Here is a 25,860-nt window from a genome sequence, read left to right on the forward strand (position 1 = left end):
TTGAGCAGTAAAATGGCACCCATGCATATGATGCGCCTGACCGGGGCGCAGGTTCTTTCCGACGGCGGCTTTGGCCAAGACGATCTCTGGGTCGACGGGCCGCTGCTGGCGCAGCCCGCCGCCGCCCCTGACCGGCAGATCGACCTGTCGGGCTATCTGGTGCTGCCCGGCATCATTGATCTGCATGGCGATGCGTTTGAACGGCATCTGGCCCCGCGCCCCTCGGCCCCATTTCCGGCCCAGATCGGCCTGCAATCGGTGGATCGTGATGCGGCATCCAGCGGTGTGACAACGGCCTGGATGGCGCAAAGCTGGGGCTGGGAAGGCGGCGCGCGCAGTCCCGATTTCGCGGTGCAATTCATGCGCGATCTGGCGGCTTACAAGCCCCGCGCGCTGACCGATCTGCGCATCCAGCTGCGCTGTGAAACCTATACCGTGGATACCGCCGACCAGCTGATCGCCGCGCTGCGCGCCTATGGAATCGATTACGTCATCTTCAACGATCATCTGGGCGAAGCTTTGGACATGATCAAGACCGACCCCGAGGCGCTGTCGGTCTGGGCCAAACGCGGCGGGCGTGATCTGGCGGGGTTCATCCGGCTGTTGCAGGACACCAAGGCGCTGTCGGCCCGGGTGCCACGCTACCTTTGCACGCTGGCGGCAGCCTTTGACGAATGCGGCGTCAAATACGGCAGCCATGATGACCATGATGCCGCAACGCGCGATTATTACGGCATGATCGGCGCGAAAATCTGCGAATTCCCGACCCGCCATGCGCCTGCCAGCGTGGCCAAGGCCAATGGCGATCCGGTGCTGATGGGCGCGCCCAATGTCGTGCGCGGCGGGTCGCAATCGGGCAATATCGCCGCGACCGACCTGATCCGCGCGGGGCTTTGTGATGCGCTGGTGTCGGATTACCATTACCCGTCACTGGCCAATGCGGCCTTTACGCTGGCCGATAGCGATATCCTGCCCCTGGGCCGCGCATGGGAGATGATCTCGACCAATCCCGCCCGCATCATGGGGCTGGAGGATCGCGGCGTGATCGCCCCCGGCAAACGCGCCGATCTGGTGATCTGCAACGCCCAGACCCGCATGATCGAAGGCACGCTGGCCGCAGGCCGCTGGTCGCATCTCTGCGGGGATCTGGCCGACCGGATCAGCAGCGCACCCGCGCGTATGGCCCATGCGGCCGAGTGATCATTCGTAACGGTCGAGGAACTCTTCGGCGCGCAGCTGGCGGAAATCATCCAAAGCCGCGCGCAGCCGGTCATGCGGCCAGTCCCACCAGGCCAGCGCCATCATCCGGTCGGCGATGGCATCGCTGAACCGCGCGCGCAATGGTGTCGCAGGGATGCCCGCAACGATCATGTAAGGGGCCACATCCTTGGTCACGATGGCCCCGCTCGCGACAACCGCGCCATGGCCGATCGTCACCTCGGGCCGGATCTGCGCGCCATGGCCGATCCAGGTGTCATGGCCGATCATTGTGCGGCGGCTGCGCCTATGGGCGAACCAATCGGCATCATCAGCCGCATCGTCAAAGTAAGACGCGGACCGATAGTGAAAGTGATGCAGGCTGGCCTTGTCCATCGGGTGGTCGGTGGCGCCGATCCGCACAAAGGCCGCGATATTGGCGAATTTGCCCAAGGTGGTATTGGCAATGTCGGCAAAGCGGTCGCAATAGCTGTAATCGCCGATACTGCTATGGGCGATGCGGCTACCCTGCCCGATCTCGACATAGGCGCCGAAACTGGCATCATTGATGCTGCAATCCGCATGGATGAAGGGCGCATCCGCTGTCAATCTTGCCATCAATGTCCGCCTTCATCGCCTTTGATCAGCTTGCGCCGCAGCCAGCCTGAAACGGTATCCATCACCATCACCATGATCACGATCAGGATGATGTAATAGGTCACCTTTTCCCAATCGTTCTGGGTCTGCATCGCCTGTGTCAAGAACAACCCGATCCCGCCGCCGGTGATCGCGCCGATGATCGTGGCGCTGCGGGTGTTGGATTCAAAATAGTAAAGGATCTGCGATAACAGGATCGGCGTCACCTGCGGGATCACCCCGAAACGATAGCGTTGCACAGGTTTTGCGCCGGTGGATTGCACGCCTTCGATCTGCTTTTCATCGACGTTTTCCAAGGCTTCGGAAAAGCTTTTGCCGAAACTGCCGGTATCCGTGACAAGGATCGCCAGCGCCCCGGTCAAAGGGCCGGGCCCAAAGGCGCGGCTGAGGATGATGGTCCAGATCAGCCCGTCCACCCCGCGCACGAAATCGAACACCCGGCGCACCGCAAAGCGCAGCGCCACGACCGGCGCAAAGTTCTTGGCCGCCAGAAAGGCCAGCGGCAAAGCGATGATCGCCGCGCCAAAGGTGCCAAGGAAAGCCATCAGCACGGTTTCGCCCAAAGCCCAGATCACATCCGTGTGCCGCCAGAGCGTGTTATTCCAGAAATCCTGCCATGCGCCCGCGATATTGCTGCGCGCGGGGTCGATCTGATCGCCGAACAGGATATCACCCAGCCCTGCGCCGTGATACGGGCTGGTCAGCGTGAAAAAGAACAGCTCCCATCCGGTGGAATAGCGGAACACCTCGGCCTTGGATCTTGTATAGGTCAGCCGCCCCGCATCGGTGGTGATCGACACGCGGGTGTCAGAGGCATTGACCCAGTCAGGGGCCGGATCGGGCAGGTTTGTCACCACCACGCCATCCACCAGCTGCAAGGTGATCGTGTCGAAATCGGGGCTTTCAAAGGTGACCCGCGTATCATCAAGATAGCGCACAAGGTTCCCGCCGCCGAGGTCCACCACCATATTGGTGCCATCGACGCTGACCCAATCGGGATATTCCCCTGCCGGATAGGTGCCAGCCCGCGATCCTTCGATGGCAAAGGACAATTCCGCATCGCGGTTGTCGCGCACGACATGGGTCTTGTAGCTATAGGCATCGGCCACCAGCGTGCGGGCATTGTCCATCCGCGCGCGATCGGCCAGACCCGCCACGTCGAAGGCGATGAAGACATAGACGAAATAGGCAAAGATCACGGCCGGCACGGCAAGGGCCACACGTTTCTTGCGGGCGAACAGATCGGCGGTCTGCGCGCGCAGATCGCCATTGGTGGATAGCATCGTCATGCCTGATACCCCTTGACCAATCGGTTACGGTAATGGCTGGAAATCTGGTCGAAAAACACGATCGTCAGGAACAGCAGCACGAAAATCGCCGCCGCCAGGTCGAACCGGCCCATGCCGAATGTCATCGCATTGCGCAGCTCGTAGCCGATACCGCCCGCCCCGACAAAGCCAAGGATGGCCGAGGCGCGGATGTTGATTTCAAACCGCATCAATGTGTAGCTGAGGTAATTGGGCGCCACCTGCGGGATCACGCCCAGCAGCATCCGCTGTGACCAGTTCGCCCCGACCGAGGCCAGCCCCTCGACCGGTTTGAGATCGGCATTTTCGGCGACTTCGGAAAACAGCTTGCCCAGCGCGCCTGCGGTGTGAAAGGCAATCGCGATCATCGCGGGGATCGGCCCGCCGCCAAGAATGAAGATCAGCACCAGCGCGATCACGATTTCAGGCAGCGCGCGCATGATATCCATGATCCGGCGGAACAGCGGGATCAGCCGGGGCCATTTTGCAAGGCCACGCGTCGACAGCAGCGACAGCACCAGCCCCAGCAAGGCCCCGACCAGCGTCGACACAGCCGCGATATTGATCGTCTCGATCAGCGCGGGGAAATAGGTGGCCAGATTGGCAGGCATCCGGTCGATCCGGTCCCAGGCTTCCGAGATCACGCCGATGGGAAAGTCGAAAACGCGCGGCAGCCCTTCCCAGAAACCGCCAGCGCTGCGCGCATCCACGGTCTGAAAGCCCGTGACCATCAAGACAATAAAGATCGCCAGAATAATCCCGCCATAGGCGCGTCTGCGGCGCGTCATCGCCATGTAATTGTCACGCATCGACTGCGTGCCCAAAGAAGTGGATGCGGAAAGTTCTGCCATGTTTCTGCCTTGTCATAAAAAAGGCGGGCCCGGCTGCTGCCGGACCCGCTTTTGATAGCTTTGGTCTTAGTTCATCTGGCTGCGACGAACCGCGATGATGGTCTCATAGGCCTCATGGCCGATGGGGGTGAAACCGGCGGTTTCGCCAGCGGCCACACCATAAGCGCAGGCCTCGTCATTGGCATGCAGATTGGCGGTCAGCTCAAACATCGTCTGTTTGACATCCTCAGGCAGCGCGCTGCGCAGGACAATCGGGCCTTCGGGGATCGGTTTGGATTTCCAGATTTCGACCAGATCGTTCATATCGACCAGACCGGCATCGGATGCACGGCGCAAAGCACCCGAATTATAGCCGTCTTCCCAGTCACCCAGACCGTCAGCCCAGGTCACGCCGCCCGCGATATCGCCATTGGCGACAGCGACGATGGTCTGTTCATGGCCACCCGTGAACACCACGTCAGAGAAGAATTCACCCGGCTCCATCGGGTAACCGGCGGCGGGAATTTCCACCAGCGGGATCAGATAGCCAGAGGTCGAATTCGGATCACCGAAACCAAAGACCTGACCTTCCATATCATCCAGCGAGGTGATGCCGCTGTCAGCGCGGGCAAAACCGATGGAATGATAGGTGAAAGACCCGTCAAGGTTGGTCTTCACCAGCACGGGTTCGACCGCATCGGGGTCTTCGACATAGACGGCGGCATAGGCAGATGCGCCCAGCCAGGCCATGTCCAGCGTGCCACCGATCAGGCCCTGGATGACGCCGTTGTAATCAGCGGCGGTGAACAGGCGGGTCGGCACGCCCAGCGCTTCTTCGGCATAGGCGCGGAAACATTCGTTGGATGCCAGACGGTCCTGTGCGTTTTCGCCGCCCAGCAGGCCGATGCGGAATTCGCTGATCGTATCCTGCGCAAAGGCAGGGGCTGTCAGGGCAGTCGTCATCAAGGCAGTTGCAATCAACTTTTTCATATCAGTCTCTCTTGGTTGGATGCGCCCCGTGGCGGGGCACGGGGGGAAAGGTCACAGAGCGGCGGCTTTTTCCATCAAGGCCGCAGCCGCAGCGCTTTGTTCGATCTGGGTCGAGGTCATGCTTTCGGAAAAGCTGTCATCGGCCCCGTAAATGTCGCGGGCCACGCCGGTGGTCAGCTGCTCGGGCGTGCCGTCAAAGACGATCCGCCCGTCGCGCATCCCGATCACGCGGTCGCAGTAACGCCGCGCGGTATCCAGCGTATGCAGGTTGGCGATGACCATGCGCCCGTCTTCTTCGTGAATGTCGCGCAGGGCCTGCATCACGACCTGCGCATTCATCGGGTCCAGCGACGCGATCGGTTCATCCGCCAGAATGATCCGCGGGTCCTGCATCAGCGCGCGGGCAATGGCGACGCGCTGCTGTTGGCCACCCGACAAAGCCTCGGCCCGTTTGGGCGCATGGGCGGCCATGCCAAGACGGTCAAGGATATCAATCGCCTTATGGATATCGGGGGTTGGATAAAGGTTGAACATCGTGGCCAGCGTGGACTGCCGGTTCAGCGTGCCATGCAGCACGTTGGACACGACATCCATGCGCGGCACCAGATTGAACTGCTGGAAAATCATCGCGCATTGCGATTGCCAGCTGCGTTTGGCCGCGCCGCGCAGGGCGGTCACATCCAGCCCGTCAAAGGTGATCTGCCCCGATGTCGCATCCGACAGCCGGTTGAGGATGCGCAACAGCGTCGATTTACCCGCGCCGGACCGCCCGATGATGCCGATCATCATCGGCTTGTCCACGGTGAAACTGGCCGCGCTGACAGCCGTGTTCGCACCGAAAGTCTTTGTCACTTTGTCAAATTTCAGCATGTCCAACCCCTGTTGTCTGGCGGTGGGATAGTGCTGCTGGGATTCACATTTGTGTCGCTTTCACGAAGTTTATGTAACGCGCGCGCCAAGACAGCCCCGCGCTGCTGTCGCAAAGACCGTTGCCCCGGGCGCGGCTTTGCCCGATGTTGGGGCAGGCAACCGCAGGTAAGACCCGATGAAACGTATCACGATGACCCTGGATGATGATCTTTTGGCGGCGCTTGATGCGCATATGGATGCGTCGGGTGCGACCAACCGTTCAGAGGCGATCCGCGATCTAGTCGCGCGCAGCCTGTCGCCAGAGGCCCCCGATGACGCGACCTGCCTTGGCATTGCCAGCTATACGATCGAACCCGATATCCGCGATCTGGGGCGCAAAGTGCCGCAGGTCCGGCAGGATCATCACGACCGTTTCGCCGCCGCCCTGTCGGTGCCGGTGGATCATTCCACCTCGCTCGAGGTTGCGGTGCTGAAAGGGTCAGTGGCCGAGGTCACAGCCATCGCCAATGCCTTGTTTCTGGAACGCGGCGTGCGCCACGGGCGGTTGGCGCTGGTGCCGGTGGTGGTCGAGGATCACAGCCACGCCCATGGCAATGGCGCGCCACATCGCCATGCCAAGGTGGTCAACCGGTTTCAGTGACGATCCAGCCTGCCTGCCGCCAGCGCCGACAGCGCCACCATCACCGCAGCCATGCCCAGCATCAGCGCCAGACCGCCCGCCTGATAGGTCAGCCCTGACAGCAAAGTGCCGATCAACCGCCCTGCGGCATTGGCCATGTAATAGAAGCCCACATCCATCGTGACCCGTTCGGTCTTGGTAAAGGACAGGATCAGATAGGAATGCAGCGCGGAATTGACCGCAAAGATCGCGCCAAAGATCAAGAGCCCCAGCACCAGCGTCACCGTCAGCCAGCCCTGCGGCCCCTCTGCCAGCAGCGCCGCCATGGTCAGGATCGCAGGCACCGCTGCCAGCCCCCAGGCCCAGCGCCGCGCCGCCCCGATCAGGTCCGAAGCGGGCCGCCTATCCGCGCGCAGCAGCTTGGGTGCCGCCGCCTGCACCGCGCCATACAGGATGATCCAGACCGCCATGAAACTGCCGATCATGAAAAACGCGGTCCGGTTACCCGCGACACTGCCATCCGACAACACCGCATAGAAATAGATCGGGATGCCCACGACAAACCAGATATCGCGCGCGCCGAACAGGAACACGCGCGCCGCGCTGAGCCAGTTGACGTTATGGGATTTGGAAAAAACGTCCGAGAATTTGGCCCCCTTGCGCCCTTTGGGCAGGCCCGCAGGCATGAAGGCCAGCACCGCGCAAAGGATCACCCCCAGCAATGCCGCCATCACCAGCACCGCGCTTGTGAACCCCAGCAGCGCCAGCAATGCCGCCCCCAGCAGAAAGCCCAGACCCTTGACCGCATTCTTTGATCCGGTCAGCAAAGCGACCCAGCGGAACAGACCACCCTCGGGGGCCAGGATCTTGACGGCGGATTTGGATGCCATCTTGGCCAGATCCTTGGCCACACCGCTGGCCCCTTGCACCAGCATCACAAAGATGACCGATGCGCCGATGGCCCAGCTGGGATCAAGCTGCGCCAGCGCCAGCAAAGCTGCGACCTGTAACCCCAATCCTGCATAGAGCGTCGATGTCAGCCCGAACCGCGCCGCGATCCAGCCTGCCGACAGGTTGGTGACGATGCCCGCGATCTCATAAAGGACAAACAGATAGGCCAGCTGCACCGGCGAAAAGCCCAACGTGTGAAAATGCAGCAGCACCAGCATCCGCAGCGCGCCATCGGTCAGCATGAAGGCCCAATAAGACGCGGTGACAGCGATATAGGCGTTCATCCCCGCCGCGCGCGCGGTCACAGCGCGGCACCCACCATCAAGGCCACATCAACCAACCGATGCGCATAGCCCATTTCATTGTCATACCAGACGTATAGCTTTACCTGCGTGCCGTTCACCACCATGGTGGACGGCGCATCGACAATCCCCGACCGCCTGTCATTGGTGTAATCGGCCGATACCAGGGGCCGGTCTTCATAGCCCAGGATGCCTTTGAGCGGGCCATCGGCGGCGGCTTTCATCAAGGCGTTGATTTCCTCGACAGAGGTCGGGCGCGGCACTTCGAACACGCAATCGGTCAGTGATCCGTTCAGCAAAGGCACGCGCACCGCATGGCCGTTCAGCCTGCCGGCCAGTTCGGGATAGATCAGCGTGATCGCGGTCGCGCTGCCTGTGGTCGTCGGGATCAGCGCATTCAGCGCGGACCGCGCGCGGCGCAAATCCTTGGCGGGCCGGTCCACGATGGTCTGGGTATTGGTGACATTATGGATCGTCGTGATCGACCCATGCGTGATGCCGATCCCTTCCAGCAGCACTTTGACCACGGGGGCAAGGCAATTGGTGGTGCAGGATGCCGCCGTGATGATCTGGTGCAATGCCGGATCGTAAGTATCAGAATTGACGCCATAAACGATATTCGCCGTTGGCCCGTCCTTGACCGGCGCAGAGACCACGACCTTTTTCACCCCCGCTGCGAAATAGGGGGCAAGCTTGGCCGCTGTCTTGAACATGCCGGTGCAATCGATCACCACATCGACCCCGTCCAGCGGCAGGGCGGCAATATCCTTGGTCCCGATAAAGGGCAGCCGCGTGCCGTTGATCGTCAGGCTGTCCGCGTCATGGGCGAAATCGGCATCCCAGCGGCCATGCACCGTGTCGAATTCCAGCAGATGCGCCTGCATCGCCGGATCGCCCACGGCATCGTTGATCCATGCGATCCGCGCGCCCTTTTCCAACAGCGGCCGCAAGGCGAGCTTGCCAATCCGGCCAAGGCCGTTGATCGCATAGGTGGTCATCATCATATCTCCGACGGGGATTGCGCGATCTGATCGACCGCCTTTTGCAGGGCCACCCGGTCAAGGCTGGCGATGGGCAGGGCCGCAAACAGGCTGATCCGGTGGGCAAGCCCGTCATAGGTCCGCTGGAAAGACAGGCTTTGCGCGGCATCCGTGCCAGTGGCTTTGACCGGATCGGGCATCCCCCAATGGGCGCTGACGGGTTGGCCTTGCCATGTGGGGCCATCCTCGTTCGCGGCTTGATTGCAGACGGTAAAGACGAAATCAAAGGCAGGCGCATCGGGACCGGTAAAGACGGTGACGTTCTTGGCGGATAGAGCCGCGATATCATGCCCTTTGGCGCGTAACATGTCGCGCGCGACCGGGTGCAGCGCGGACCGGGGCAAGGTGCCGGCCGAATAGGCGTTGAACCGGTCACCTGCGTGGTTGCGCAGGATGGATTCGGCAAGGATCGAGCGGGCGGAATTCCCGGTGCAGATGAAAAGCACGTTATATTTGGGCGATGTTACCGGATTTTTTGCAAAAAGCGCGGGGGTGCAAAGCTCTGGCCTGCCCCGACAGCAATCGTTGAAAAGATAGTCAACGGTCTGGCTGACTGCCCCCATCGCGACGCGATATTGCAGCGATGTGGCGATGCGGTCCTGTGTCACCAGCCCCGCCTGCATCAGCGCCGACAGATAGGCCGACAGGGTTGATGGCTTGATATCCAGCGCCTGCGCCAATTCGCCCGCAGGCACACGGTCGGGATAGCGCCGCATCAGCAGGCGGAACAGGGCCAGCCGCTGGGGGTGGCCAAGGGTGGTCAGGCGGGTGCAGATCTCATTTTCCATATTTCACGAATATATGAAATAATGATCCTGCCAAGCCGGTTTCGGCGGTTTTACAAAAACTTCACATGACCCCTGTCAGGCGATCCCCAGCACCCAATCGGCCATGGCAGGCAGCAGCGCATCCAGCAGCGCCTGAAACCCCGCGACAAGCGCGGCAGGGCTGTCATTGGCGACCGGCACCGATTGGGTGAACCGGCGGGTTGCCAGAACGCGCTGGTCGCGGTCGTTCAGCACGGTCAGCGTGATGTCGATGGTGGCGACGGGGATGCCATCGGCACCGACGGTCACATCAAAGGCATCAACCCGCGTCAAAAGCGCGCTATCGGGGACCGGCCCACCCTCGGCAGGGCCGACATAGCCGATCCGGCCGCTGCCCGAGATGCTGCGCACCAGCAGCGATTGCACAACGCGGGGCAATTCGGCGGTCCAGCGCGCATCGGGCAGATAGGTGATCGCGGCGGCATTGGGCCGGACCAGAATCCGGTCGCTATTGATCGCCGCCGTGGTATCGGGCAGCGCGACCAGCAGGGTCCGCCGGGTCTGGCGCCCGGTGGTGCTGGCGCTGCGCGGGATCAGGTCATAGGTGGCGCGCGCGGTGCCCGCCGCATTCAGCGCGGACACGGCGCTGCATCCGCCAAGGGCGACGGCCCCGCCAAGAATGGCCAATCGGCGCGACAATTGGATTGGGGTCATGATGTCATCTCCGGTATTCGGGAACGCGGTTGTCTAGGATGAACCCCGCAGGGTCGTTTTCGATCCGCCGCGTCAGGCCGTTCAGCGTGGCGATCAGGCCGCGCGCCTCGGTCGCAAGGCGGCTGAGTTCGGTCAACCCGCCGGTGGAAAAATCGCTGATCCCCGGCGCCGATTGGGCGACGGCATCCTGCACCTGCACCACGACCTGATCGGCCCGCGCGATCAATGCGCGCAGATCGGCGGCAATGGCTGGCACATCGCTGGTCACATCCTCGACCGCCGTGCTGATCCGGTCAGCCGAGAGCCGCAGATCGGATAGCACCGGCCCGATATCGGTCTGCAACAGGTCATTGGCGCTGTCAAAAGTCGTCTGCGCCGATCCCAGCGCGCCATCGACCACCCCCAGCGTGGTGTTCAGCGCCGCAAGGGATGTCTGCGCCTGCGCGATCAGCTCGGTGGCAGAGGTGATCGCCATCTGCGTATCATCGGCCAAAGGTGTCAGGCGGCTGGTGAAACCTGTCACATCGGCGGCCACATCCTCGACCGCGACCGCCGCTGTCTGCACCGCACGCCGCACATCCGAAACGATCAGCGGCAGGTCGGTATTGACCACCGTTTCAATCGTGGCAACGGCGGCGCGTGCTTCGGTGATGAAGGCGGCACCGTCACCTTCGACCAGCATTTCGAGGCTTTCAGAGGCGGTGGTCACGGCATCAAAGGCAATCGTTGCATCGGCCAGCGTCGTTTCCAGCTCGACCAGCCGCGCATTCAGCAGGCTGGCGGTATCGCTGAACCCGTCCAGCGTCTGGCCGGTGCGCAGCTGGATATCCTGCACCGCCGCATAGGTCTGCGCGACGGTATCGGACACTTGCGCAAGGATCGCGGGGATCTGGTCGCGCAGCAGGTCTTCGGCCAGCCCAAAGGCCCCTTCGGCGCGGTCCAGCATCGGGCCGGTCGTGTTCAGCACCACATCGGCGGACACAAAGGCCTGTTGCACCGCGACCAGCGCGCTATCGGTGCTGCGCAGCGTGACTTCCACCGCCTCGCCGATCGTGTCCAGCCGTTCGGTGAACTGGGTGATCTGCGCGGTCGCATCCCGCACGGTGCCGCTGATTTCGGAAAAATCGTTCAGCGCCTGATCCAGCCGCCCAGTGGTGCGCGACAGGTTGCGCAGGATATCCGCGACCAGCGCCTGATTTTCCGCCCCTGCAAAGCCCTGCACCTGTTGCAGCAACAGCCGCGCCTCGGCCAGAAGGTTCGGCGCATCCTCGACCAGCGCCTGCACCGTAGAGCGTTTGGACTCGATGATCGGCAGGCCACCTGCGATTGTCGTGATCGGCGCGGCCGCCACATCCCTTGCCGACAAAGAGATGAAAGCCACCCCCGTCACCCCTTGCGATTGCAGCTGCGCAATCGTGGCCGTGCTGATCGGCGTGGCGGCATCAACCTCGATCGTGGTAAAGACCTTGGACGGGTCATCCTCGAAAATGCGCAACCCGATGACAGAGCCGACCGCGATGCCGTTATAGGTGACCGCACCTGCGGCATCCAGCCCGGACACATCATCCAGCAAGATCCCATAGGTCATATATTGCCGGTCCAGCTGCACCGCGGCAAGCCAGATGAAAAACCCCAGCGTGCCCAGTATCGCCGCCAGCGTGAACATCCCGATCAGAACGAAATTGGCACGGGTTTCCATCACTCGGTCTCTTTCGGCTTGGCCACCGGGGTGGCGGCCCTTGCGCGGGGCCCGTGGAAATATTCATGCACCCAAGGGTGGTCGAGTGCCAGCATCTCTTGCATCGTGCCAACGGCAAGCACTTTCTTATCGGCCAGCACCGCGATCCGGTCGCAGATCGCATGCAGGCTGTCCAGATCATGCGTCACCAGAAACACCGTCAGCCCCAAGGAGGATTGCAATTGCTTGATCAATGTATCGAAAGCCGCAGCGCCGATCGGGTCAAGCCCCGCCGTGGGTTCATCAAGGAACACAATTTCGGGATCAAGCGCGATCGCGCGGGCAAAGCCGGCCCTTTTGCGCATCCCGCCCGATAATTCCGACGGGTAATTATCCTGCGCCTTGTCGGGCAGCCCGACCATGCGGACCTTGATCCCCGCCAGCAAGGCGCGCAGGTCATCGTCAAGATCCAGCTGTTCGCGCATCGGCGCTTCGACATTCTGGCGCACGCTGAGCGAGGAAAACAGCGCGCCATCCTGAAACATCACACCCCAGCGCCGCCGCAATGCGCGGTAATCATCGGCATCGCTGTCACGCACGCTTTGGCCAAAGACGTCGATCTGGCCTTCGGCGGGTTTCAGCAGCCCGACGATAGAGCGCAGCAGCACCGATTTGCCGGTCCCCGACCCGCCCACGACGCCGATGATCTCGCCGCGCTTCACGTCCAGGTCCAGCCCGTCATGCACCAATGTCGCGCCAAAGCGCGTCACAAGGCCGCGCACGCGGATGATGGCATCATCGCTCATCACACCCCCACAATCGCGAAAAAGATCGAAAACAGCGCATCCGCGACGATCACCATGAAAATCGCCATGACCACCGAGGCCGATGTCTGCCGCCCCAGGCTTTCGGCATCGCCGCCGACCTTCATGCCATGATAACAGCCGATCACCCCGATGATCAGCGCAAAGAACGGTGCCTTGATCATGCCGACATTGAAATGCCACACATCGGTATTGCTGACCAACCGCGCGTGAAAGACGGCGGGCGAGACGTCAAGCTCGACCCAGGACATCAACGCGCCGCCCAACAGCCCCGCCATATTGGCGATCAGCCCCAGCGCGGGCAGCATCACCACCAGCGCCAGAACGCGCGGCACGATCAAGATCGCCACCGGGTCCAGCCCCAGCGTGCGCAACGCGTCGATTTCCTCGCGCATTTTCATCGAGCCGATGGCGGCGGTAAAGGCCGAGCCCGACCGCCCCGCGACGATGATCGCGGTCAGCAGGATGCCCAATTCGCGCAGGATCGAGATGGCGATCAGGTCCACGACAAAGACCTCGGCCCCGAATTGGCGCAATTGCGCAGAGCCTTGGAACGCCAGCACCACCCCGATCAGAAAGGCCATCAAGACCACGATGGGCACCGCCTGCAGGCCGACTTGCTGGCAATGATGCACCACTGAGGTCAGCCGCAGCGCGCGCGGATGCCGGATCACATACCCGATTGTCGCGATGACCTGTCCGAAAAACGACAGCATTTCCAGCCCATTGCCCGCAGCGCGCATGACATTGCGCCCCAGCCTGTCAAGCTGGTCCAGCAACTGCGCCGGCGGCTGTGCATCCGCATCTTTTGGGGGCAGGTTCTGGCGGACGGTCTCGATCAGCTGGGCCTGCGCCGCGCTGGCGCCGGTGATCTCGGCCTTTGCCTGCTGGGCAAGCTCCAGCACGAACCAGGCGCCTGCGGTATCCATATGCGCCAGCTGGGCGATATCAATCGCCTTGGCCCCTGCCGCCTGTTGCCGGATCGCGGCGCGGTCCAGATGTTCGAAACTGTCGATGGTCAAGCGCCCCTGCACCGACAGCCCAGCGCCATCGCTGTCAAAGCGGGGCTGGCCGGACATATCCGGTGCGGTTTGCAATTGGGTGGCGGACATGTTTCCTCGGATCAAAGGCGGCGGGCGGCGCGTCCCTTGGGTCGCATATCGCCACGACCTGGGCAAGCGCGGGCTGCACTTCAGGTTGATTTGCGTCAAGGCAGCCCCCCCGCCGATCTGCGATGCATAAGGAACGTGCGACAATGTCGCGCGCTGCAACATAAAGGAAATCACCATGGACCGTTTGACAGCCCTGATCGTCGTCGATGCCGCCTGTTCCGACGACCGCATCCGCCATTATATCAGCAGCCTGCCCGCAGATGGCGTGCATCTGTCGGTGCTGGTGGTCGGCGCGGCCCCGTCGCTGCCGATGTGGGCCTATGGCTCGGCACCTTACGGGCCGATCATCTTTCCCGAAAACTGGCATGAAACCTATCAGGCCGGCGGCAGCGAAGTTGCTGATCGCGCCGATGTGATCGAAAAACTGTTACAGGCGGCCGGTGTGGCCGGTGATGTCACCTCTGCCTATGGCGAAATCTCGGTGCTGGATGACCAGATCGCGGCGCGCGCGGCGCTGTGCGATGTGGTGCTGATTGATCCGGCTTTGGCACAGGCAGAACTGACGTTTCAGCAAGCGCTCGAAGGGGTGTTGTTCAAGACGCCGGTCGCTGTCGCGCTGAATGCGGCGGGGGTTGATGGCGTGGTGCAGGCCAAGCATCCGATGCTGGCCTGGGACGGCAGCCTGCCTGCGCTGCGTGCGCTGCACCGCGCCTTGCCGATCCTGCGCCAGGCCGCACAGGTCACGGTGCTGGTCATCGATCCCGACCCGCATGGTCCCGAAGGCCAGAACCCCGGCAGCGATGTCGCCACCTGGCTGACACGGCATGGCTGCAACGTCACCTTGCAGCAATCGCCCAGCGCGGGGCAGGATATCGGCCATTGCCTGCTTGCACGCGCCGCCGAGATCGGCACGGATCTGATCGTGATGGGCGCCTATGTCCATTCGCGCGCGCGCCAGCGCATCCTGGGCGGCACCACGCAGATCATGGTCAGCCAGACAGACCGCGCCGTCCTGCTGGCGCATTGACGGATCAGCGCCGGGTCTTGCGGCCCGGCGCAGCCCCTGGCGCTAGTCGGATTTGGCGGCGTCAGGATGCAGCTCTGCGGCCATGCGCCCTGCTGCCGTGATCAGCTTGCCGGTCTCGGCCTGATATTGCGCAAAGGCCTTTTGCAAGAACGCAGCCTGCAGATGCTGGGCCTCGGCCAGCGATTTGCACTGCAACAGGGCCTGCTGCAGATCAAGATCTTCCTTGAAACGCAGCGCGACAAAGGATGCCAGATTGCTGCCCAGCTCGGTCATCGCGTCGATCCATACAGGGGTCATCCAGGATGCGGCAGGCGCCATGGCAGCAAGCGTGTCCAGCACATCGGGCGCAAATCCGTCTTTGGTGGTATCTTGTGTCATCACGGGTCCTCCTTGGCCATCGGGATGCGCGATCATGACATCAATCGCGCGGCTTGGCCTTGACCTGCGTCAATCAGGCCGCGCGGTCAAAGCGCACATCGCCCCAGATCGGCAGGTGATCCGAGGCCAGCAGGCTTTGCCTTGTCTGCACCACGCCCCCATCCGTCAAAGCGATATCGCGGCTCAGCGCGATCCGGTCCAGCGCGGCCATCGGCATCGCGGCATGAAACGACTTGCCCGGCGCATGCACCGTGAAAGCCGCGCGCAAGCAATCCAGCCCGCGCGTCGGCGACCATTCGTTGAAATCCCCCAGGATCGCCGTGGGCCGCCCGTCGGTGGCCAAGGCCGCGCTGATCGCGGCCAGCTGGCGCTGGCGGTGAAACCGGGTCAGCCCCAGATGCGTGGCGATCACGCTGAACGGGCCACCCATGTCAAGATCGACGCGCAGCGCGCCGCGCGGTTCCAGCCCCGGCAGGATCAGCGGTTTCACATCCGTGACAATGCTGCCGCGCCGCACCAGCACCGCATTGCCATGCCAGCCCAGACTGTCGCCCTGCCGCGCCAGCGGAACCAGATCGTAATCCGTGTGTTGCCTGATCATATCGGGCGACAAGGCCCCCGGCCTGCCGCGCCAGCGGAAATCAGCCTCTTGCAGGGCGATGACGTCGGCCTCGAGCCTTGCCAGAATATCGACGATCCGGCCCGGATCATAGCGCCCGTCAACGCCTTTGGCCTTGCGGATGTTGTAAGACGCCAGCCGCAAGGGTCGTGACTTGTGAGAAAGGCTTGTCATGGCCATGATATAGGAACGCCCCGCGCGGATGAAAGAGACAGACCAGTGAGCAAGGCTTCAAAATACAACAACACACGCATGCGGCTGCTGGCCCCGCTTTGGGTCGCGCTGGTGCTGGCCGCGCTTTGGGCCGCATGGGAAGGCTGGTGGCCGCTGGCCGCGATGTCGACGCTGGCCGCGATCCTGTCGATGGCCCCGATCCTGCTGGCGTCGCGCTATAATATCGCGCTGCCGCTGCCGTTTCTGGTCGCGACGGTTGTTTTCATCATCGCATCGCTGATCTTTGGCGAGGTTTTCGACATCTATTACCGGATCTGGTGGTGGGATATGGCGCTGCATGCCTCCTCGGCGGTGGCTTTGGGGATGATCGGCTTTTTGTTCATCTACATGCTGTTCGAGGGTGATCGTTTCGCAGCCCCCCCCGTCGCCATCGCGTTTTTATCCTTTACCTTCGCCTTAAGCATCGGTGCGCTTTGGGAAATTTTCGAATATGCGATGGACCAATCCTTTGGCACCAATATGCAGAAAAGCGCGAATGACACGATGATCGACCTGATCACCGATGCCATCGGCGCCGCTGTCGGTGCGCTGGCGGGCTTTGCCTATCTCAAAGGCCGCTCGGCCGGATTGCTGGGGCGGCTGATCCGCGACTTCATCACGCTGAACCGGCATCTTTATGCCAAAGGCCGGTCCCGCGACGATAAATAGCCTAAAGGTTGCTGCGATCAGCCCAGCCCGCAAAGGTCTTTTCCAGCGCGACCACGATGTAATAAAGCAAGATCCCCAAGAGCGCCAAAGCGATCAGCACGGCAAACATCAGCGGGTAATCCGAATTGGTCTTGCCGCTGTCAAACAGCGCCCCCAGCCCGCGCCCATGCGGCGAGACGATTTCCATCAAATTGGTCCCGATAAAGGCCAGCGTGACCGAAACCTTCAACGCACCAAAGAATTCGGGCAGCGTTTTGGGTAGGGCGATTTTCCAGAAAATCGTGGATTGCGACGCCCCCAGTGACCGCAGGATATCGCGGTATTCGGGTTCCAGCGTCGAGAGGCCGATAGAGACCGACACCGCGATGGGAAAGAAGCTGATCATGAAGGCGATCAACACGGTGTTGAAATCATGCCAGCCCACGAACATCAGCGCCACGATTGGCACCACGGTCGCCTTGGGCACTGCGTTGAACCCCACCAGCAGCGGATAGAGCGCATCGCGCATCGTGCGCGAAAAGCCCATGACCATGCCCAATGCCGTGCCAAAGACGACGGCCAGCAACAGACCCGCCACCGTGCGCCAGAGCGTCTGCCAGCCCATGGTCAGGAACAATTCCCAATATTTGGCATAGGCAGGCGGCAGATCACTGGGCGCGGCCATCTTGAAAGTGGGCCAGCCCATGATCCAGACCAAGGCTTCCCATGCCGCCAGAAAGATCAGCAAAGCCGCGACAGGCACATAGATCTGACGGGCATTCATGCGGCGTCTCCGGCGGGCACGCGGCCTTGGGCGACCTCGATCTGGTGGCGCAGGATGTTCAGCATGTTTGCGGCCTCGGCTGTGTAAAGATGGTCCAGCGTGCGCAGGCCGGTATCGGGGATATCCAGCACATATTGCGTGCGCGCAGGCCGGCCCGACAGGACCACGACCTGATCGGCCAGAAAGATGGATTCGCGCAGATCATGGGTGATCAACACGCCGGTAAAGGGTTCCTCGGCCTTTACCCGGTGCATGATCTGCCACAGATCCTCGCGGGTGAAAGCATCAAGCGCGCCGAAAGGTTCGTCCAGGATCAACACCTCTGGCGCATGGATCAGCGCACGGCACAGCGACGCGCGCTGTTTCATACCGCCGGACAATTCGGACGGGCGCTTGTTCTCGAACCCTTCCAGACCGACCAAAGCCAGCAATTTGCGCGCGCGGTCCTCGCCTTGCGCCTTGGTCAGCTTGGTCGGGACGATTTCCAAAGGCAGCAGCACGTTTTGCAAAATGGTGCGCCATTCCAACAGCACCGGGTTCTGGAAAGCCATGCCGACATTCGACCGGGGTGCGGTGATGCGGGTGCCATGGACCCGCACCTCGCCCTGATCGGGGATCAACAGCCCTGCAATCAGCCGCGTCAGGGTGGATTTCCCACAGCCCGACGGGCCGACCACAGCGACAAAGCCGCCTTCGGGCACCGACAGTTCCAGACCGTCCAGCACCGGCAAAGGACCAGAGGCGGTGCGATACGCATGCCGCACCCCCTTGATATCAATCAGATTCTCCAAGGTCATTCGGCCAGGCTGAATCCGCCCTCGGGCAGATAGACGCTGGTGAAATACAAGGACGCATCCGGTTCGTTGACGAATTCATAGGTCGTCGCGATCTGGTCGATCGCATTGGCCATCCGCGCCGCGTCGATGATGCCAAAGCCGTTTGCCATGACCCAATCGGTGGCGACATTGTCCTGAATGGACAATTGCAGGCGGCGCAGCTCAAGGCCGGCATCGGCGGCGGGGTTGCGCTCGATCAACAGCGGGATCACGGCCTCGGGATCGGCAATGGCGCTGGCCCAGCCTTCGGCGACACCTTGCAGGAAGTTGCTGATCACGGCCGGGTTGGCGGCGGCGAAATCGGTGTTGACGATGATGACATTGCCATAAAGATCAACGCCGTGATCGGCCATCAGCAAGGTGACCAGATCATCCTCTGGCACGCCCAGACGGGCGGTGTTAAGATAGGATGTGAAGGAAAAGCCGGTGATCGCGGCGACATTGCCTTCGGCCAGCATCGGTTCGCGGGTCGGAAAGCCCACGGGTTCGACGGTGATCATCCCCATATCCAGCCCGTTTTCAGCCGCAAAGATCGGGAATTGCGCCCAAGCGCCATCGGGTGGCGGCGCGCCAAGGATCTTGCCTTGCAAGCTTTGGGGCGTGTCATCAATGCCCAGCGACCGCCGCCCGATCACCGCGAAAGGCGGCTTGTCATAGATCATCATCGCGCCGATCACGGGCGCGCCGGGGTTCTGGTCAAGGAATTTGATCAGGCTGTTGATATCGGCCATGCCCACGGGAAAAGCGCCTGTCGCCACTTTGGGGATCGCGTCCAGCGAGCCGTCACCGGCAGAGACAGTCACGTTCAGATCAAGCGCTGCGAAATTGCCATTGTCGATGGCTGCGAAATAAGGCGCCGCCGGCCCTTCGAAACGCCAGTCGAGCGTGAAAGGCAGATCTGTCTGCGCATGGACGGCCGATGCCCCCGACAGCGCGACGGCCAGAATGATACGATTGAACATAGTTTTTCCCCGTTGGTGGTTTGATCCTGTCGGACCCAGATTTCCCCTGCGCCAGACAAAGACGCCAGCCGCGCTGGCGCCGCGTGATCACGTCCGCGCCATATCGACAATGATTTGCCCGATTGTTGTGCAGTTTGCCACAAAAGCAAGCGAAAATTCAGCAGACCGCCAAACCACGCCCCCCGAGAAAAAACCAAGTTGTTGTCCGGGTGCTGTTGCGCATCGCGAAAGGTGATGCCACTCACGCATCAGCCAAAGGGCCTCTGGCCCAGCATAACTGGAGAATACAGATGAATATTCGGTCAAAACTGCTGCTGTTGGCAGGCCTGTCCCTGACGGCCTGCGCCGAACTGGCAACGACCGGCACCGCGCCAAACGGGTCTCGTTTTCTGGCAAGCCTGCCTGACTCGGTGCTGGCGGTGGCCGCACCGCATCAGAACCTCGACCGTGTGGTGTTTCTGGAAGAGGATAATTGCTATTGGTACGAACATGCAGGGCCGGTTGAAACCACCCTGCTGCCGCTGCGTACCACGCGCGGCAATATGATCTGCGCCGAACCGCCCCTGCCAAGTGAAAGCTGACGCGCCCGGCTGCGCCGCAACGGGCGCAGCCGCCTAGCTGCGGGCGGTGATTTCGTTTTCCGTGGGATAAAGAATCGCGCTGACGCCGGTGTTCACCTCTTCATAAAGCCCGATGATATGGGCCATCACCATGCGCACGCAGCCCGAACTGGCGCGTCCACCAATCGAGCGCGGGCTGGGCGTGCCGTGAATACGCAGATAGGTGTCGCGGTTGCCGTCGAACAGATAAAAGGCCCGCGCCCCCAAAGGATTTGACGGCCCGCCATCCATGCCATTGGCATGTTGTTCATAGGTTTCAGGCTCGCGCGCGATCATCGCATCGGTCGGCCGCCATGTCGGCCATTTCGCCTTGCGGCGGATCGTATAGGTGCCGGGTTCATAAAGATTACCCCGCGCGATGGCCACGCCATAGCGCATCGCGGTCCCGTCGCCGCGCACATGATAAAGATAACGCGCCACCGCATCGACATGGATATCACCGGCGCGCAAACCGTCATTGGCCTGCACCAGCGTCGGCAGGAACCGGGGGTGAAACCCCCAAGGGTTCGATGTCATCGGATCATAATTCGCAGGCGTCACGCGCCGGTCCCAGATCGGCCACATCTCGGGCGGAGAAACGGGCGGCGGCGGTGGCGGCAGATCTGCAAATTCGGGCAGATCGGGTGCGACCGGATCCTGTGTCAGCGGGTCGATCACGGGATCGCCCAAGGTCTGCGCCGCAATCGGCTGCGAAAACAAGGCAGCGCCTGTCACGATGAAATGGCGGCGGTTCAGCATGGTTTATGTCCAACTCTGGCGTCAAAGATCAGCCCATGTCTAGGCAGGGGCCAAGACCCTGACAAGGGTTTTACGGCACAAGTCTTTACACAGCCTTGCGCCGTGGTCTTCGTGGAACACTACGCGATCAGAATTGTTCCAGCACGATCTTGCCCTTGGCGGTGCCGGTTTCGATCATCGCATGGGCCTTGCGCAGGGTCGCCGCATTGATCGGGGTCAGCACGATATCCAGCGTGGTCCGCAGCCGGCCTGCGTCGATTTCATCCGCCACATAGCTAAGCAGATGGTGCTGCGCGATCATATCGGGGGTCTGGAACATCGCACGGGCGAACATGAATTCCCAATGCAGGCTGGCGGCCTTGGTTTTCATCGCGGCCATCGGCAGCGGCACATCGGTATTGTCGATCGACACGATCCCGCCTTGCGGGCGGATCAGTTCCACCGCCGCCTCCCAATGGCGCATATCGTTGAAGACAGCGATATGATCGACATAATGCATCCCCAGCGCGCGGATCTGTGCGACCATATCGCCGCGATGGTCGATCACATGATCAGCCCCCAGCGCGGTGACCCAAGCGGTGGTTTCAGGCCGTGACGCGGTGGCGATCACCACCAGCCCCGCCGCTTTGGCCAGCTGGATGCCGATGGACCCGACACCGCCCCCTGCCCCGATGATCAGCATCGTCTGGCCTGCATCCGCGCCGTCCCGGTCGATGCCCAACCGGTCGAAAAAGCATTCATAGGCGGTGATCGTCGTCAAGGGCAGCGCCGCCGCCTGCGCAAAGCCCAAGCTGGCAGGTTTGCGCCCCACGATGCGTTCATCCACCAGCTGGAATTCCGCATTCGCGCCTGACCGCGTGATATCGCCGGAATAATAAACCTCATCACCCACCGCAAAAAGGCGCACATCCGGCCCCACGGCCGCGACCACGCCGGCGGCATCAAAGCCCAGCACGCGCGGGGGGTTTTCGACCACATCGGCACCTTTGGATTTGCGCAGCTTGGTATCGACCGGATTGACCGACACCGCCTTGACCGCGACCAGAATATCGCGCCCGGTTGGCACAGGTTTGGGCAGATCGACATCGACAAAACAGGCAGGGTCAGTCACCGGCAGGTAACGGGTCAGGGCGACGGCTTTCATCGGGTGCTCCTTTGGTCAATCATCCAGCGACAGCGGGCCAAGGATCTCTTGGCTATCCTGCCCGCAATGCGGCGGCGGCAGGCGGTAGCTGACCGGCGTGCGCGACAGTTTCAGCGGATTGCCCAGCAGGCGGACCTGCCCTTTCTGGACATCCGCGCGCGGCATCGCCACGACCATGTCGCGCGCCTGCGCCTGATCCGACCCCAGCGCCAGATCAATCGTATTGACCGGCCCGACGGGGACTTTGCAGGCCTCTAGCCCCGCGATCACGGCGGCCAGGGGGCGCGCGGCAAGCCTTGGGCCAATCACCGCCAGCAAGGCATCGCGGTTCTGCGTCCGCGCCAGATTGGTCGCGAACCGCGCATCCTGCACGATCTCGGCGCATCCAAGATAGTCGCAGAACCGCGCGAATTGGCTGTCATTGCCCACCGCGATGATCGCATGGCCATCGGCCACGGCGAAAACGTGATAGGGCACGATATTGGGATGCCCGTTGCCGCGCCGCTGCGGCAGATCACCTGATTCAAGGTAATTGGTGCCTTCATTGATCAGCCAGGCCAACTGGCTATCCACCAGCGCGATATCGATATGCTGGCCTTCGCCGGTGCGTTCCTTATGGCGCAAAGCGGCAAGGATGCCGACTGTCGCATACATGCCGCACATCACATCTGCGATGCCGACGCCCACCTTCATCGGCGCGCCATCGGGTTCGCCGGTCAGGCTCATGATACCGCCAAAGCCTTGCGCCATCAGATCATAGCCGGGCTTGTCGCGGTTCGGTCCGGTCTGGCCGAAGCCCGAGATCGAACAATAGATCAGCCCCGGCTGCCGCGTCAGCAGGTCATCCGGCCCCAGCCCGTATTTCGCCAACCCACCCGGTTTGAAATTTTCCACCACGATATCGGCACGCCGGGCCAGCGCGCGGACCTGCTGTTGGCCAAGCTCTGTGCTGATATCGATACTGACGGATTTCTTGTTGCGGTTGGCGGCCATGAAATAGGCCGACAGATCCGTGGGTTGACCGTCCGTGTCGCAGACATTGGGTGGCCCCCAGCCGCGCGTGTCATCGCCACCCGTCGCGGGGTTTTCGACCTTGATCACCTCTGCGCCCAGATCGCCCAGCAATTGGGTGCAGGTCGGCCCCGCCAGAATGCGGGTCAGGTCCAATATCGTGATCCCGTCGAGTGCGCCCGCCATGCCTATTCCTCCGCTGCGATCTATCCGGGGCGACTGTCTTTGGCGGGCAGAGCGGCGTCAAGGGCTGGCGCGTCATGACCGGCGCTATCAAGCAGGCTCGCCAGTGCGGCTGCGACAGCCCGGCCAATGGCGGCGGCGCTGAACCGGTCTTGCACCCATGCCTTGCCATTGCCTGCCAGCCTTGCGGCCAGCCCCGCGTCGCGCATCACTTGCAGCGCGGCGTCCACGTATTGCGCATCCGTCTCTGCCATTAGGTAATGGTGTCCGGGGACAAGGCCGATCCCCTCGACCGCTTTGGCGCTGGCGACGATGGGCAGGCCGACGGCCAGCGCTTCAAGCACTTTGAGCCGCGTGCCGCCGCCTTCGGTCAGCGGGATCACCGCAACCGAGGCGGCGGCGTAATGCGGGGCCAGATCGACCGGATCGGCATGCAGCGTCGCCTTGGGGGTCGCCGCGGCCAGCGCGCGCAGCTTGGGCTGGGGCATGCGGCCGCAGATATCAAGCGCAGCATCCGGTGCGGCAAGGCGGATCGCCGGAAAAATCCGCGTCAGCAAGCGTTTGGCGGCAATGATATTGGGCGCATATCCCAGATGGCCGACGAACAGGATCCTGTTCTGTGCCGGTGCGGTCATCACAGGCAAAACCCGGTCCTGACACCATCCCGGAACCGGATTGGGCACGACATGAAACACGATGTCACGGCCCGCCAGCGCCATCGCACGCTGGCCGTCCTGATCAGAGCATCCGATCACACGCAGAGCGCCGCGGATCACGGCGGCTTCGGCGCGGGATGCGTCCTGCCAGCGGCGGCGATAGCGGATAGGCGCCCAGCGGCCACGCTTGGCCCGGTCCATCTGTCGGCGCAAATCCGATTCCACATTATGCATATCCAGCACATAGCCCTGCCCCACCGCCATCAGCCCATAGGCGATATCGGCCAATGCGACGCCTTCCAGCACGATCAGCGCGGGCGCCAAAGCCTGCACCTGCGCCACGACGCTCTTGACCGTGCAGGCAGGCAGATCCGCTTCGATCACGGAACGTTTGCAGGGCACAATCGCGCTGCCCTGGGGCAGAAAATCATCGACCGCCACCAAAACCACGTCACCCAGCGCGGCCAGCCCCTGATGCAATGCGGTATTGCGCAGATCTGCGCCGGTGCCCTGCGGATCGGGCCGTGTGGGGACGATGTGAACGATCTTGTGGGACAAGGTATTTTCTTTCGCTGCAGGCTGGCCAAAGCCGTGGATCGGGGCCGGATAGCCAATACAACCCATCCGTGTTTTCGTCCACTGACCTGGCGGCAGGATTGGGCATGGCGCCGATCACGGGCACAGAGACCGCGCCCGGGCAGGCAGACCGGCACAAGCGCAGATCACCGCCGGTCAGCCCATCATCCTGCGCGCCAAAGATTCGCCGCAATTTGCCATATTTTAGCCATATTTTAACGCTTTATCCGATGGCTCACCTGTGTCGGTGCCGTGACACAGCGTCACTTTTGCGAAACCTGTCCTTTAGGCAAGGTTTCCGGCAAGGCATGGACGAAAGACATTGACCGACCGAAAATGGATGTCGTAAAACACAACCAAGCCGCGTGTGTCAGTTTATTTTTTATTAAGTTTTGCGGAATGCGGGCGCCGGATCGGTGACTGCTGATTTGCTGGCAGGACCTGGTCTTGCCAGCAAAATTTTCACCCCGATATCTGCTAAAGACCGACCACTTGCGCCGATATCTCTGGCGATTGCGGCAGGGTGACCACCTGCCCTGTCCGCGCGCTTTGCTGTGCGGCCATGCCGATGGCGACGGCCTTGGCCCCGTCTTGGAGCGTCACCTCCACCCGGCCTTCGCCGCGCAGGACGGCATTGAACCTTTGGTGCTGATAAAAGGTCGATCCGTTGTGATCGCCCGCCTCTAGCAAGGTGGGATCGACCGGAATTTCAGAGGTGAACGGCCCTTTGGGGTGACGCGGGCTGATGATCAGCTGCGGCACGGGCGGCGCGCCCAGTTTTTGCGGCCAGAACCGGCCCGGACCGGGGACCAGCGCCTCGATCTTGCCAGATGGTCCCACGGCGCTAATCTCTTCTTGATAGCGCGCGCCTTCGGCAAACATGCATAATTCCAGCATCGCGCGCGCACCGCGCGCAAAATCGACGATCACATAGCCATTGTCCCAGATATCGGGGGCCTGCCCGTCATAGCGTTCGTCCAGATGGTTGACCGCCTGCCCCGCGCTGGCCATGACGCGGACCGGTTCATCCTGCAGGATCAGGCGCATCAGATCAAAGAAATGGCAGCATTTTTCGACCAAAGTGCCGCCGGTCTTGGCGTTGAACCGGTTCCAATCGCCGACCTTGGGCAGAAACGGAAAGCGATGTTCGCGGATCGTCAGCATCTTGACGCCACCTGTCGCGGCCTCGGCCTGCGCGATCAGCGCGGCAACGGGGGGCATATAGCGATATTCCATCGCCACCCAGACCGGATGCGGATAGCCCGCGAACAGGTCTTCGATCAGCGCCGCCTCGGACGGGTTGGTGAACAGCGGCTTTTCGCACAGGATCGGCAAGGGGCGCGTCGCCACGATCTGCTGCAATTGCGGGACATGCAGGTAATTGGGGCTGACGATGACCACGGCATCCAGATCGGGATAGGCCAGCAGCGCCGCAAGACTATCCGCCACCTGCGCGCCCCCCGCCAGCACCGATGCCGCCTGCGCCAGTTCCGGCACCGGATCATAGACCACAGACACCCGCCCATGCGGTAACAGGTTGATATTCATGATATGTTCGCGGGCCATCATGCCGCAGCCGACCAGCCCGTATTGCACCATTTGCACGT

27 protein-coding genes are annotated in these 25,860 nt (G+C 62.1%); 5 read left to right on the top strand and 22 right to left on the bottom strand.

Going from position 1 to position 25,860, the window contains the following annotated elements:
- Window positions 1-27 precede the first annotated feature (27 nt).
- Window positions 28-1,200 (top strand): alpha-D-ribose 1-methylphosphonate 5-triphosphate diphosphatase, encoded by a 1,173-nt coding sequence (locus LOKVESSMR4R_RS09740; protein WP_420645914.1) that lies wholly within the window; start codon window positions 28-30, stop codon window positions 1,198-1,200.
- Here LOKVESSMR4R_RS09740 and LOKVESSMR4R_RS09745 read toward each other — a convergent pair whose 3' ends face one another.
- The 5 genes from LOKVESSMR4R_RS09745 to phnC all read right to left on the bottom strand — a co-directional run bounded on the left by LOKVESSMR4R_RS09745 (window position 1,201) and on the right by phnC (window position 5,851).
- Window positions 1,201-1,815, bottom strand: coding sequence for a chloramphenicol acetyltransferase (locus LOKVESSMR4R_RS09745; protein WP_087207934.1), 615 nt, complete (start codon window positions 1,813-1,815; stop codon window positions 1,201-1,203).
- Window positions 1,815-3,143, bottom strand: coding sequence for a phosphonate ABC transporter, permease protein PhnE (gene phnE, locus LOKVESSMR4R_RS09750; protein ID WP_087207936.1), 1,329 nt, complete (start codon window positions 3,141-3,143; stop codon window positions 1,815-1,817). The genes LOKVESSMR4R_RS09745 and phnE (LOKVESSMR4R_RS09750) overlap by 1 nt, the downstream gene beginning before the upstream one ends.
- Window positions 3,140-4,012: a phosphonate ABC transporter, permease protein PhnE gene (gene phnE, locus LOKVESSMR4R_RS09755; RefSeq protein WP_087207938.1), complete on the bottom strand. Its 873-nt coding sequence runs from the start codon at window positions 4,010-4,012 to the stop codon at window positions 3,140-3,142. Before phnE (LOKVESSMR4R_RS09755) ends, phnE (LOKVESSMR4R_RS09750) begins: the two co-directional genes overlap by 4 nt.
- A 66-nt stretch (window positions 4,013-4,078) precedes the next feature.
- Window positions 4,079-4,981 (bottom strand): phosphonate ABC transporter substrate-binding protein, encoded by a 903-nt coding sequence (gene phnD / locus LOKVESSMR4R_RS09760; protein WP_087207940.1) that lies wholly within the window; start codon window positions 4,979-4,981, stop codon window positions 4,079-4,081.
- 51 nt (window positions 4,982-5,032) lie between these two features.
- On the bottom strand, window positions 5,033-5,851 hold the full coding sequence (phnC, locus tag LOKVESSMR4R_RS09765; RefSeq protein ID WP_087207942.1) for a phosphonate ABC transporter ATP-binding protein: 819 nt from the start codon (window positions 5,849-5,851) through the stop codon (window positions 5,033-5,035).
- Window positions 5,852-6,026: 175 nt separating this feature from the next.
- On the opposite strand from phnC, the gene nikR reads away from it, so the two are divergent.
- Window positions 6,027-6,491, top strand: coding sequence for a nickel-responsive transcriptional regulator NikR (nikR, locus tag LOKVESSMR4R_RS09770; protein ID WP_087207945.1), 465 nt, complete (start codon window positions 6,027-6,029; stop codon window positions 6,489-6,491).
- Here the strand turns inward: nikR and arsJ are convergent.
- From arsJ to LOKVESSMR4R_RS09805, 7 genes are all read right to left on the bottom strand, one after another.
- On the bottom strand, window positions 6,485-7,705 hold the full coding sequence (gene arsJ / locus LOKVESSMR4R_RS09775) for an organoarsenical effux MFS transporter ArsJ (RefSeq protein ID WP_087212971.1): 1,221 nt from the start codon (window positions 7,703-7,705) through the stop codon (window positions 6,485-6,487). The two genes, nikR and arsJ, sit on opposite strands and share 7 nt — an antisense overlap.
- Window positions 7,706-7,722: 17 nt before the next feature.
- Window positions 7,723-8,721, bottom strand: coding sequence for an ArsJ-associated glyceraldehyde-3-phosphate dehydrogenase (locus LOKVESSMR4R_RS09780; RefSeq protein ID WP_087212975.1), 999 nt, complete (start codon window positions 8,719-8,721; stop codon window positions 7,723-7,725).
- 2 nt (window positions 8,722-8,723) lie between these two features.
- The gene (locus LOKVESSMR4R_RS09785; RefSeq protein WP_087207947.1) at window positions 8,724-9,551 is read right to left on the bottom strand and encodes a helix-turn-helix domain-containing protein; all 828 of its coding nucleotides are present in this window, start codon (window positions 9,549-9,551) and stop codon (window positions 8,724-8,726) included.
- 75 nt (window positions 9,552-9,626) lie between these two features.
- Complete coding sequence (locus LOKVESSMR4R_RS09790; protein WP_087207949.1) at window positions 9,627-10,244, bottom strand: ABC-type transport auxiliary lipoprotein family protein; 618 nt, start codon at window positions 10,242-10,244, stop codon at window positions 9,627-9,629.
- Window positions 10,245-10,248: 4 nt separating this feature from the next.
- Entirely contained in the window at window positions 10,249-11,943 is a 1,695-nt protein-coding gene (locus tag LOKVESSMR4R_RS09795) for an MlaD family protein (RefSeq protein WP_087207951.1), read from the bottom strand.
- Entirely contained in the window at window positions 11,943-12,728 is a 786-nt protein-coding gene (locus LOKVESSMR4R_RS09800) for an ABC transporter ATP-binding protein (protein WP_087207953.1), read from the bottom strand. The genes LOKVESSMR4R_RS09795 and LOKVESSMR4R_RS09800 overlap by 1 nt, the downstream gene beginning before the upstream one ends.
- Complete coding sequence (locus tag LOKVESSMR4R_RS09805) at window positions 12,728-13,858, bottom strand: ABC transporter permease (RefSeq protein WP_087212977.1); 1,131 nt, start codon at window positions 13,856-13,858, stop codon at window positions 12,728-12,730. The genes LOKVESSMR4R_RS09800 and LOKVESSMR4R_RS09805 overlap by 1 nt, the downstream gene beginning before the upstream one ends.
- 175 nt (window positions 13,859-14,033) lie before the next feature.
- Here LOKVESSMR4R_RS09805 and LOKVESSMR4R_RS09810 point away from each other — a divergent pair, with 175 nt between their 5' ends.
- Complete coding sequence (locus LOKVESSMR4R_RS09810; protein WP_087207955.1) at window positions 14,034-14,885, top strand: universal stress protein; 852 nt, start codon at window positions 14,034-14,036, stop codon at window positions 14,883-14,885.
- Window positions 14,886-14,927: 42 nt separating this feature from the next.
- Here LOKVESSMR4R_RS09810 and LOKVESSMR4R_RS09815 read toward each other — a convergent pair whose 3' ends face one another.
- Entirely contained in the window at window positions 14,928-15,263 is a 336-nt protein-coding gene (locus LOKVESSMR4R_RS09815; RefSeq protein WP_087212980.1) for a phasin family protein, read from the bottom strand.
- A gap of 73 nt (window positions 15,264-15,336) precedes the next feature.
- The gene (locus tag LOKVESSMR4R_RS09820; RefSeq protein ID WP_204248654.1) at window positions 15,337-16,056 is read right to left on the bottom strand and encodes an endonuclease/exonuclease/phosphatase family protein; all 720 of its coding nucleotides are present in this window, start codon (window positions 16,054-16,056) and stop codon (window positions 15,337-15,339) included.
- A 45-nt stretch (window positions 16,057-16,101) separates the two neighbouring features.
- On the opposite strand from LOKVESSMR4R_RS09820, the gene LOKVESSMR4R_RS09825 reads away from it, so the two are divergent.
- Entirely contained in the window at window positions 16,102-16,764 is a 663-nt protein-coding gene (locus tag LOKVESSMR4R_RS09825; RefSeq protein WP_087207960.1) for a hypothetical protein, read from the top strand.
- A 1-nt stretch (window position 16,765) separates the two neighbouring features.
- On the opposite strand, the gene LOKVESSMR4R_RS09830 is transcribed toward LOKVESSMR4R_RS09825, so the two are convergent.
- Genes LOKVESSMR4R_RS09830 through LOKVESSMR4R_RS09840 form a run of 3 tightly spaced genes read right to left on the bottom strand, consistent with a single transcriptional unit; the run spans window position 16,766 to window position 19,325 of the window.
- Window positions 16,766-17,527 carry an ABC transporter permease gene (locus tag LOKVESSMR4R_RS09830; RefSeq protein ID WP_087207962.1) on the bottom strand — a complete coding sequence of 254 codons (762 nt, stop codon included), beginning with the start codon at window positions 17,525-17,527 and terminating at the stop codon, window positions 16,766-16,768.
- Window positions 17,524-18,324: an ABC transporter ATP-binding protein gene (locus tag LOKVESSMR4R_RS09835; RefSeq protein WP_087207965.1), complete on the bottom strand. Its 801-nt coding sequence runs from the start codon at window positions 18,322-18,324 to the stop codon at window positions 17,524-17,526. The genes LOKVESSMR4R_RS09830 and LOKVESSMR4R_RS09835 overlap by 4 nt, the downstream gene beginning before the upstream one ends.
- A complete protein-coding gene (locus LOKVESSMR4R_RS09840; protein WP_087207968.1) occupies window positions 18,321-19,325 on the bottom strand; it encodes an ABC transporter substrate-binding protein in 1,005 nt (334 codons plus the stop codon). The genes LOKVESSMR4R_RS09835 and LOKVESSMR4R_RS09840 overlap by 4 nt, the downstream gene beginning before the upstream one ends.
- 290 nt (window positions 19,326-19,615) lie before the next feature.
- Between LOKVESSMR4R_RS09840 and LOKVESSMR4R_RS09845 the strand changes: the two genes are divergently transcribed.
- Window positions 19,616-19,906 (top strand): hypothetical protein, encoded by a 291-nt coding sequence (locus LOKVESSMR4R_RS09845; RefSeq protein WP_087207970.1) that lies wholly within the window; start codon window positions 19,616-19,618, stop codon window positions 19,904-19,906.
- 33 nt (window positions 19,907-19,939) lie between these two features.
- Here the strand turns inward: LOKVESSMR4R_RS09845 and LOKVESSMR4R_RS09850 are convergent, their stop codons facing one another.
- The 5 genes from LOKVESSMR4R_RS09850 to LOKVESSMR4R_RS09870 form a co-directional block, all read right to left on the bottom strand.
- Entirely contained in the window at window positions 19,940-20,683 is a 744-nt protein-coding gene (locus LOKVESSMR4R_RS09850) for a L,D-transpeptidase (protein ID WP_087207972.1), read from the bottom strand.
- A 127-nt stretch (window positions 20,684-20,810) separates the two neighbouring features.
- Window positions 20,811-21,827 (bottom strand): zinc-binding alcohol dehydrogenase family protein, encoded by a 1,017-nt coding sequence (locus LOKVESSMR4R_RS09855; protein WP_087207974.1) that lies wholly within the window; start codon window positions 21,825-21,827, stop codon window positions 20,811-20,813.
- A gap of 15 nt (window positions 21,828-21,842) precedes the next feature.
- Entirely contained in the window at window positions 21,843-23,024 is a 1,182-nt protein-coding gene (locus LOKVESSMR4R_RS09860) for a CaiB/BaiF CoA transferase family protein (protein WP_087207976.1), read from the bottom strand.
- Window positions 23,025-23,044: 20 nt separating this feature from the next.
- The gene (locus LOKVESSMR4R_RS09865; RefSeq protein ID WP_157898184.1) at window positions 23,045-24,235 is read right to left on the bottom strand and encodes a glycosyltransferase family 4 protein; all 1,191 of its coding nucleotides are present in this window, start codon (window positions 24,233-24,235) and stop codon (window positions 23,045-23,047) included.
- Between the two features lie 495 nt (window positions 24,236-24,730).
- Window positions 24,731-25,852: a Gfo/Idh/MocA family protein gene (locus LOKVESSMR4R_RS09870; protein ID WP_087207980.1), complete on the bottom strand. Its 1,122-nt coding sequence runs from the start codon at window positions 25,850-25,852 to the stop codon at window positions 24,731-24,733.
- Window positions 25,853-25,860: the final 8 nt, after the last annotated feature.

Origin of the sequence: Yoonia vestfoldensis (assembly GCF_002158905.1) — a bacterium.
Taxonomy (GTDB): Bacteria; Pseudomonadota; Alphaproteobacteria; order Rhodobacterales; family Rhodobacteraceae; genus Yoonia; species Yoonia vestfoldensis_B.

Coding starts and splice junctions, on each gene's coding strand:
- LOKVESSMR4R_RS09740 (WP_420645914.1), top strand. CDS start 28: ATGATGCGCCTGACCGGGGCGCAGGTTCTTTCCGACGGCGGCTTTGGC.
- LOKVESSMR4R_RS09745 (WP_087207934.1), bottom strand. CDS start 1,815: ATGGCAAGATTGACAGCGGATGCGCCCTTCATCCATGCGGATTGCAGC.
- phnE (WP_087207936.1), bottom strand. CDS start 3,143: ATGACGATGCTATCCACCAATGGCGATCTGCGCGCGCAGACCGCCGAT.
- phnE (WP_087207938.1), bottom strand. CDS start 4,012: ATGGCAGAACTTTCCGCATCCACTTCTTTGGGCACGCAGTCGATGCGT.
- phnD (WP_087207940.1), bottom strand. CDS start 4,981: ATGAAAAAGTTGATTGCAACTGCCTTGATGACGACTGCCCTGACAGCC.
- phnC (WP_087207942.1), bottom strand. CDS start 5,851: ATGCTGAAATTTGACAAAGTGACAAAGACTTTCGGTGCGAACACGGCT.
- nikR (WP_087207945.1), top strand. CDS start 6,027: ATGAAACGTATCACGATGACCCTGGATGATGATCTTTTGGCGGCGCTT.
- arsJ (WP_087212971.1), bottom strand. CDS start 7,705: ATGAACGCCTATATCGCTGTCACCGCGTCTTATTGGGCCTTCATGCTG.
- LOKVESSMR4R_RS09780 (WP_087212975.1), bottom strand. CDS start 8,721: ATGACCACCTATGCGATCAACGGCCTTGGCCGGATTGGCAAGCTCGCC.
- LOKVESSMR4R_RS09785 (WP_087207947.1), bottom strand. CDS start 9,551: ATGGAAAATGAGATCTGCACCCGCCTGACCACCCTTGGCCACCCCCAG.
- LOKVESSMR4R_RS09790 (WP_087207949.1), bottom strand. CDS start 10,244: ATGACCCCAATCCAATTGTCGCGCCGATTGGCCATTCTTGGCGGGGCC.
- LOKVESSMR4R_RS09795 (WP_087207951.1), bottom strand. CDS start 11,943: ATGGAAACCCGTGCCAATTTCGTTCTGATCGGGATGTTCACGCTGGCG.
- LOKVESSMR4R_RS09800 (WP_087207953.1), bottom strand. CDS start 12,728: ATGAGCGATGATGCCATCATCCGCGTGCGCGGCCTTGTGACGCGCTTT.
- LOKVESSMR4R_RS09805 (WP_087212977.1), bottom strand. CDS start 13,858: ATGTCCGCCACCCAATTGCAAACCGCACCGGATATGTCCGGCCAGCCC.
- LOKVESSMR4R_RS09810 (WP_087207955.1), top strand. CDS start 14,034: ATGGACCGTTTGACAGCCCTGATCGTCGTCGATGCCGCCTGTTCCGAC.
- LOKVESSMR4R_RS09815 (WP_087212980.1), bottom strand. CDS start 15,263: ATGACACAAGATACCACCAAAGACGGATTTGCGCCCGATGTGCTGGAC.
- LOKVESSMR4R_RS09820 (WP_204248654.1), bottom strand. CDS start 16,056: ATGACAAGCCTTTCTCACAAGTCACGACCCTTGCGGCTGGCGTCTTAC.
- LOKVESSMR4R_RS09830 (WP_087207962.1), bottom strand. CDS start 17,527: ATGAATGCCCGTCAGATCTATGTGCCTGTCGCGGCTTTGCTGATCTTT.
- LOKVESSMR4R_RS09835 (WP_087207965.1), bottom strand. CDS start 18,324: ATGACCTTGGAGAATCTGATTGATATCAAGGGGGTGCGGCATGCGTAT.
- LOKVESSMR4R_RS09840 (WP_087207968.1), bottom strand. CDS start 19,325: ATGTTCAATCGTATCATTCTGGCCGTCGCGCTGTCGGGGGCATCGGCC.
- LOKVESSMR4R_RS09845 (WP_087207970.1), top strand. CDS start 19,616: ATGAATATTCGGTCAAAACTGCTGCTGTTGGCAGGCCTGTCCCTGACG.
- LOKVESSMR4R_RS09850 (WP_087207972.1), bottom strand. CDS start 20,683: ATGCTGAACCGCCGCCATTTCATCGTGACAGGCGCTGCCTTGTTTTCG.
- LOKVESSMR4R_RS09855 (WP_087207974.1), bottom strand. CDS start 21,827: ATGAAAGCCGTCGCCCTGACCCGTTACCTGCCGGTGACTGACCCTGCC.
- LOKVESSMR4R_RS09860 (WP_087207976.1), bottom strand. CDS start 23,024: ATGGCGGGCGCACTCGACGGGATCACGATATTGGACCTGACCCGCATT.
- LOKVESSMR4R_RS09870 (WP_087207980.1), bottom strand. CDS start 25,852: ATGGTGCAATACGGGCTGGTCGGCTGCGGCATGATGGCCCGCGAACAT.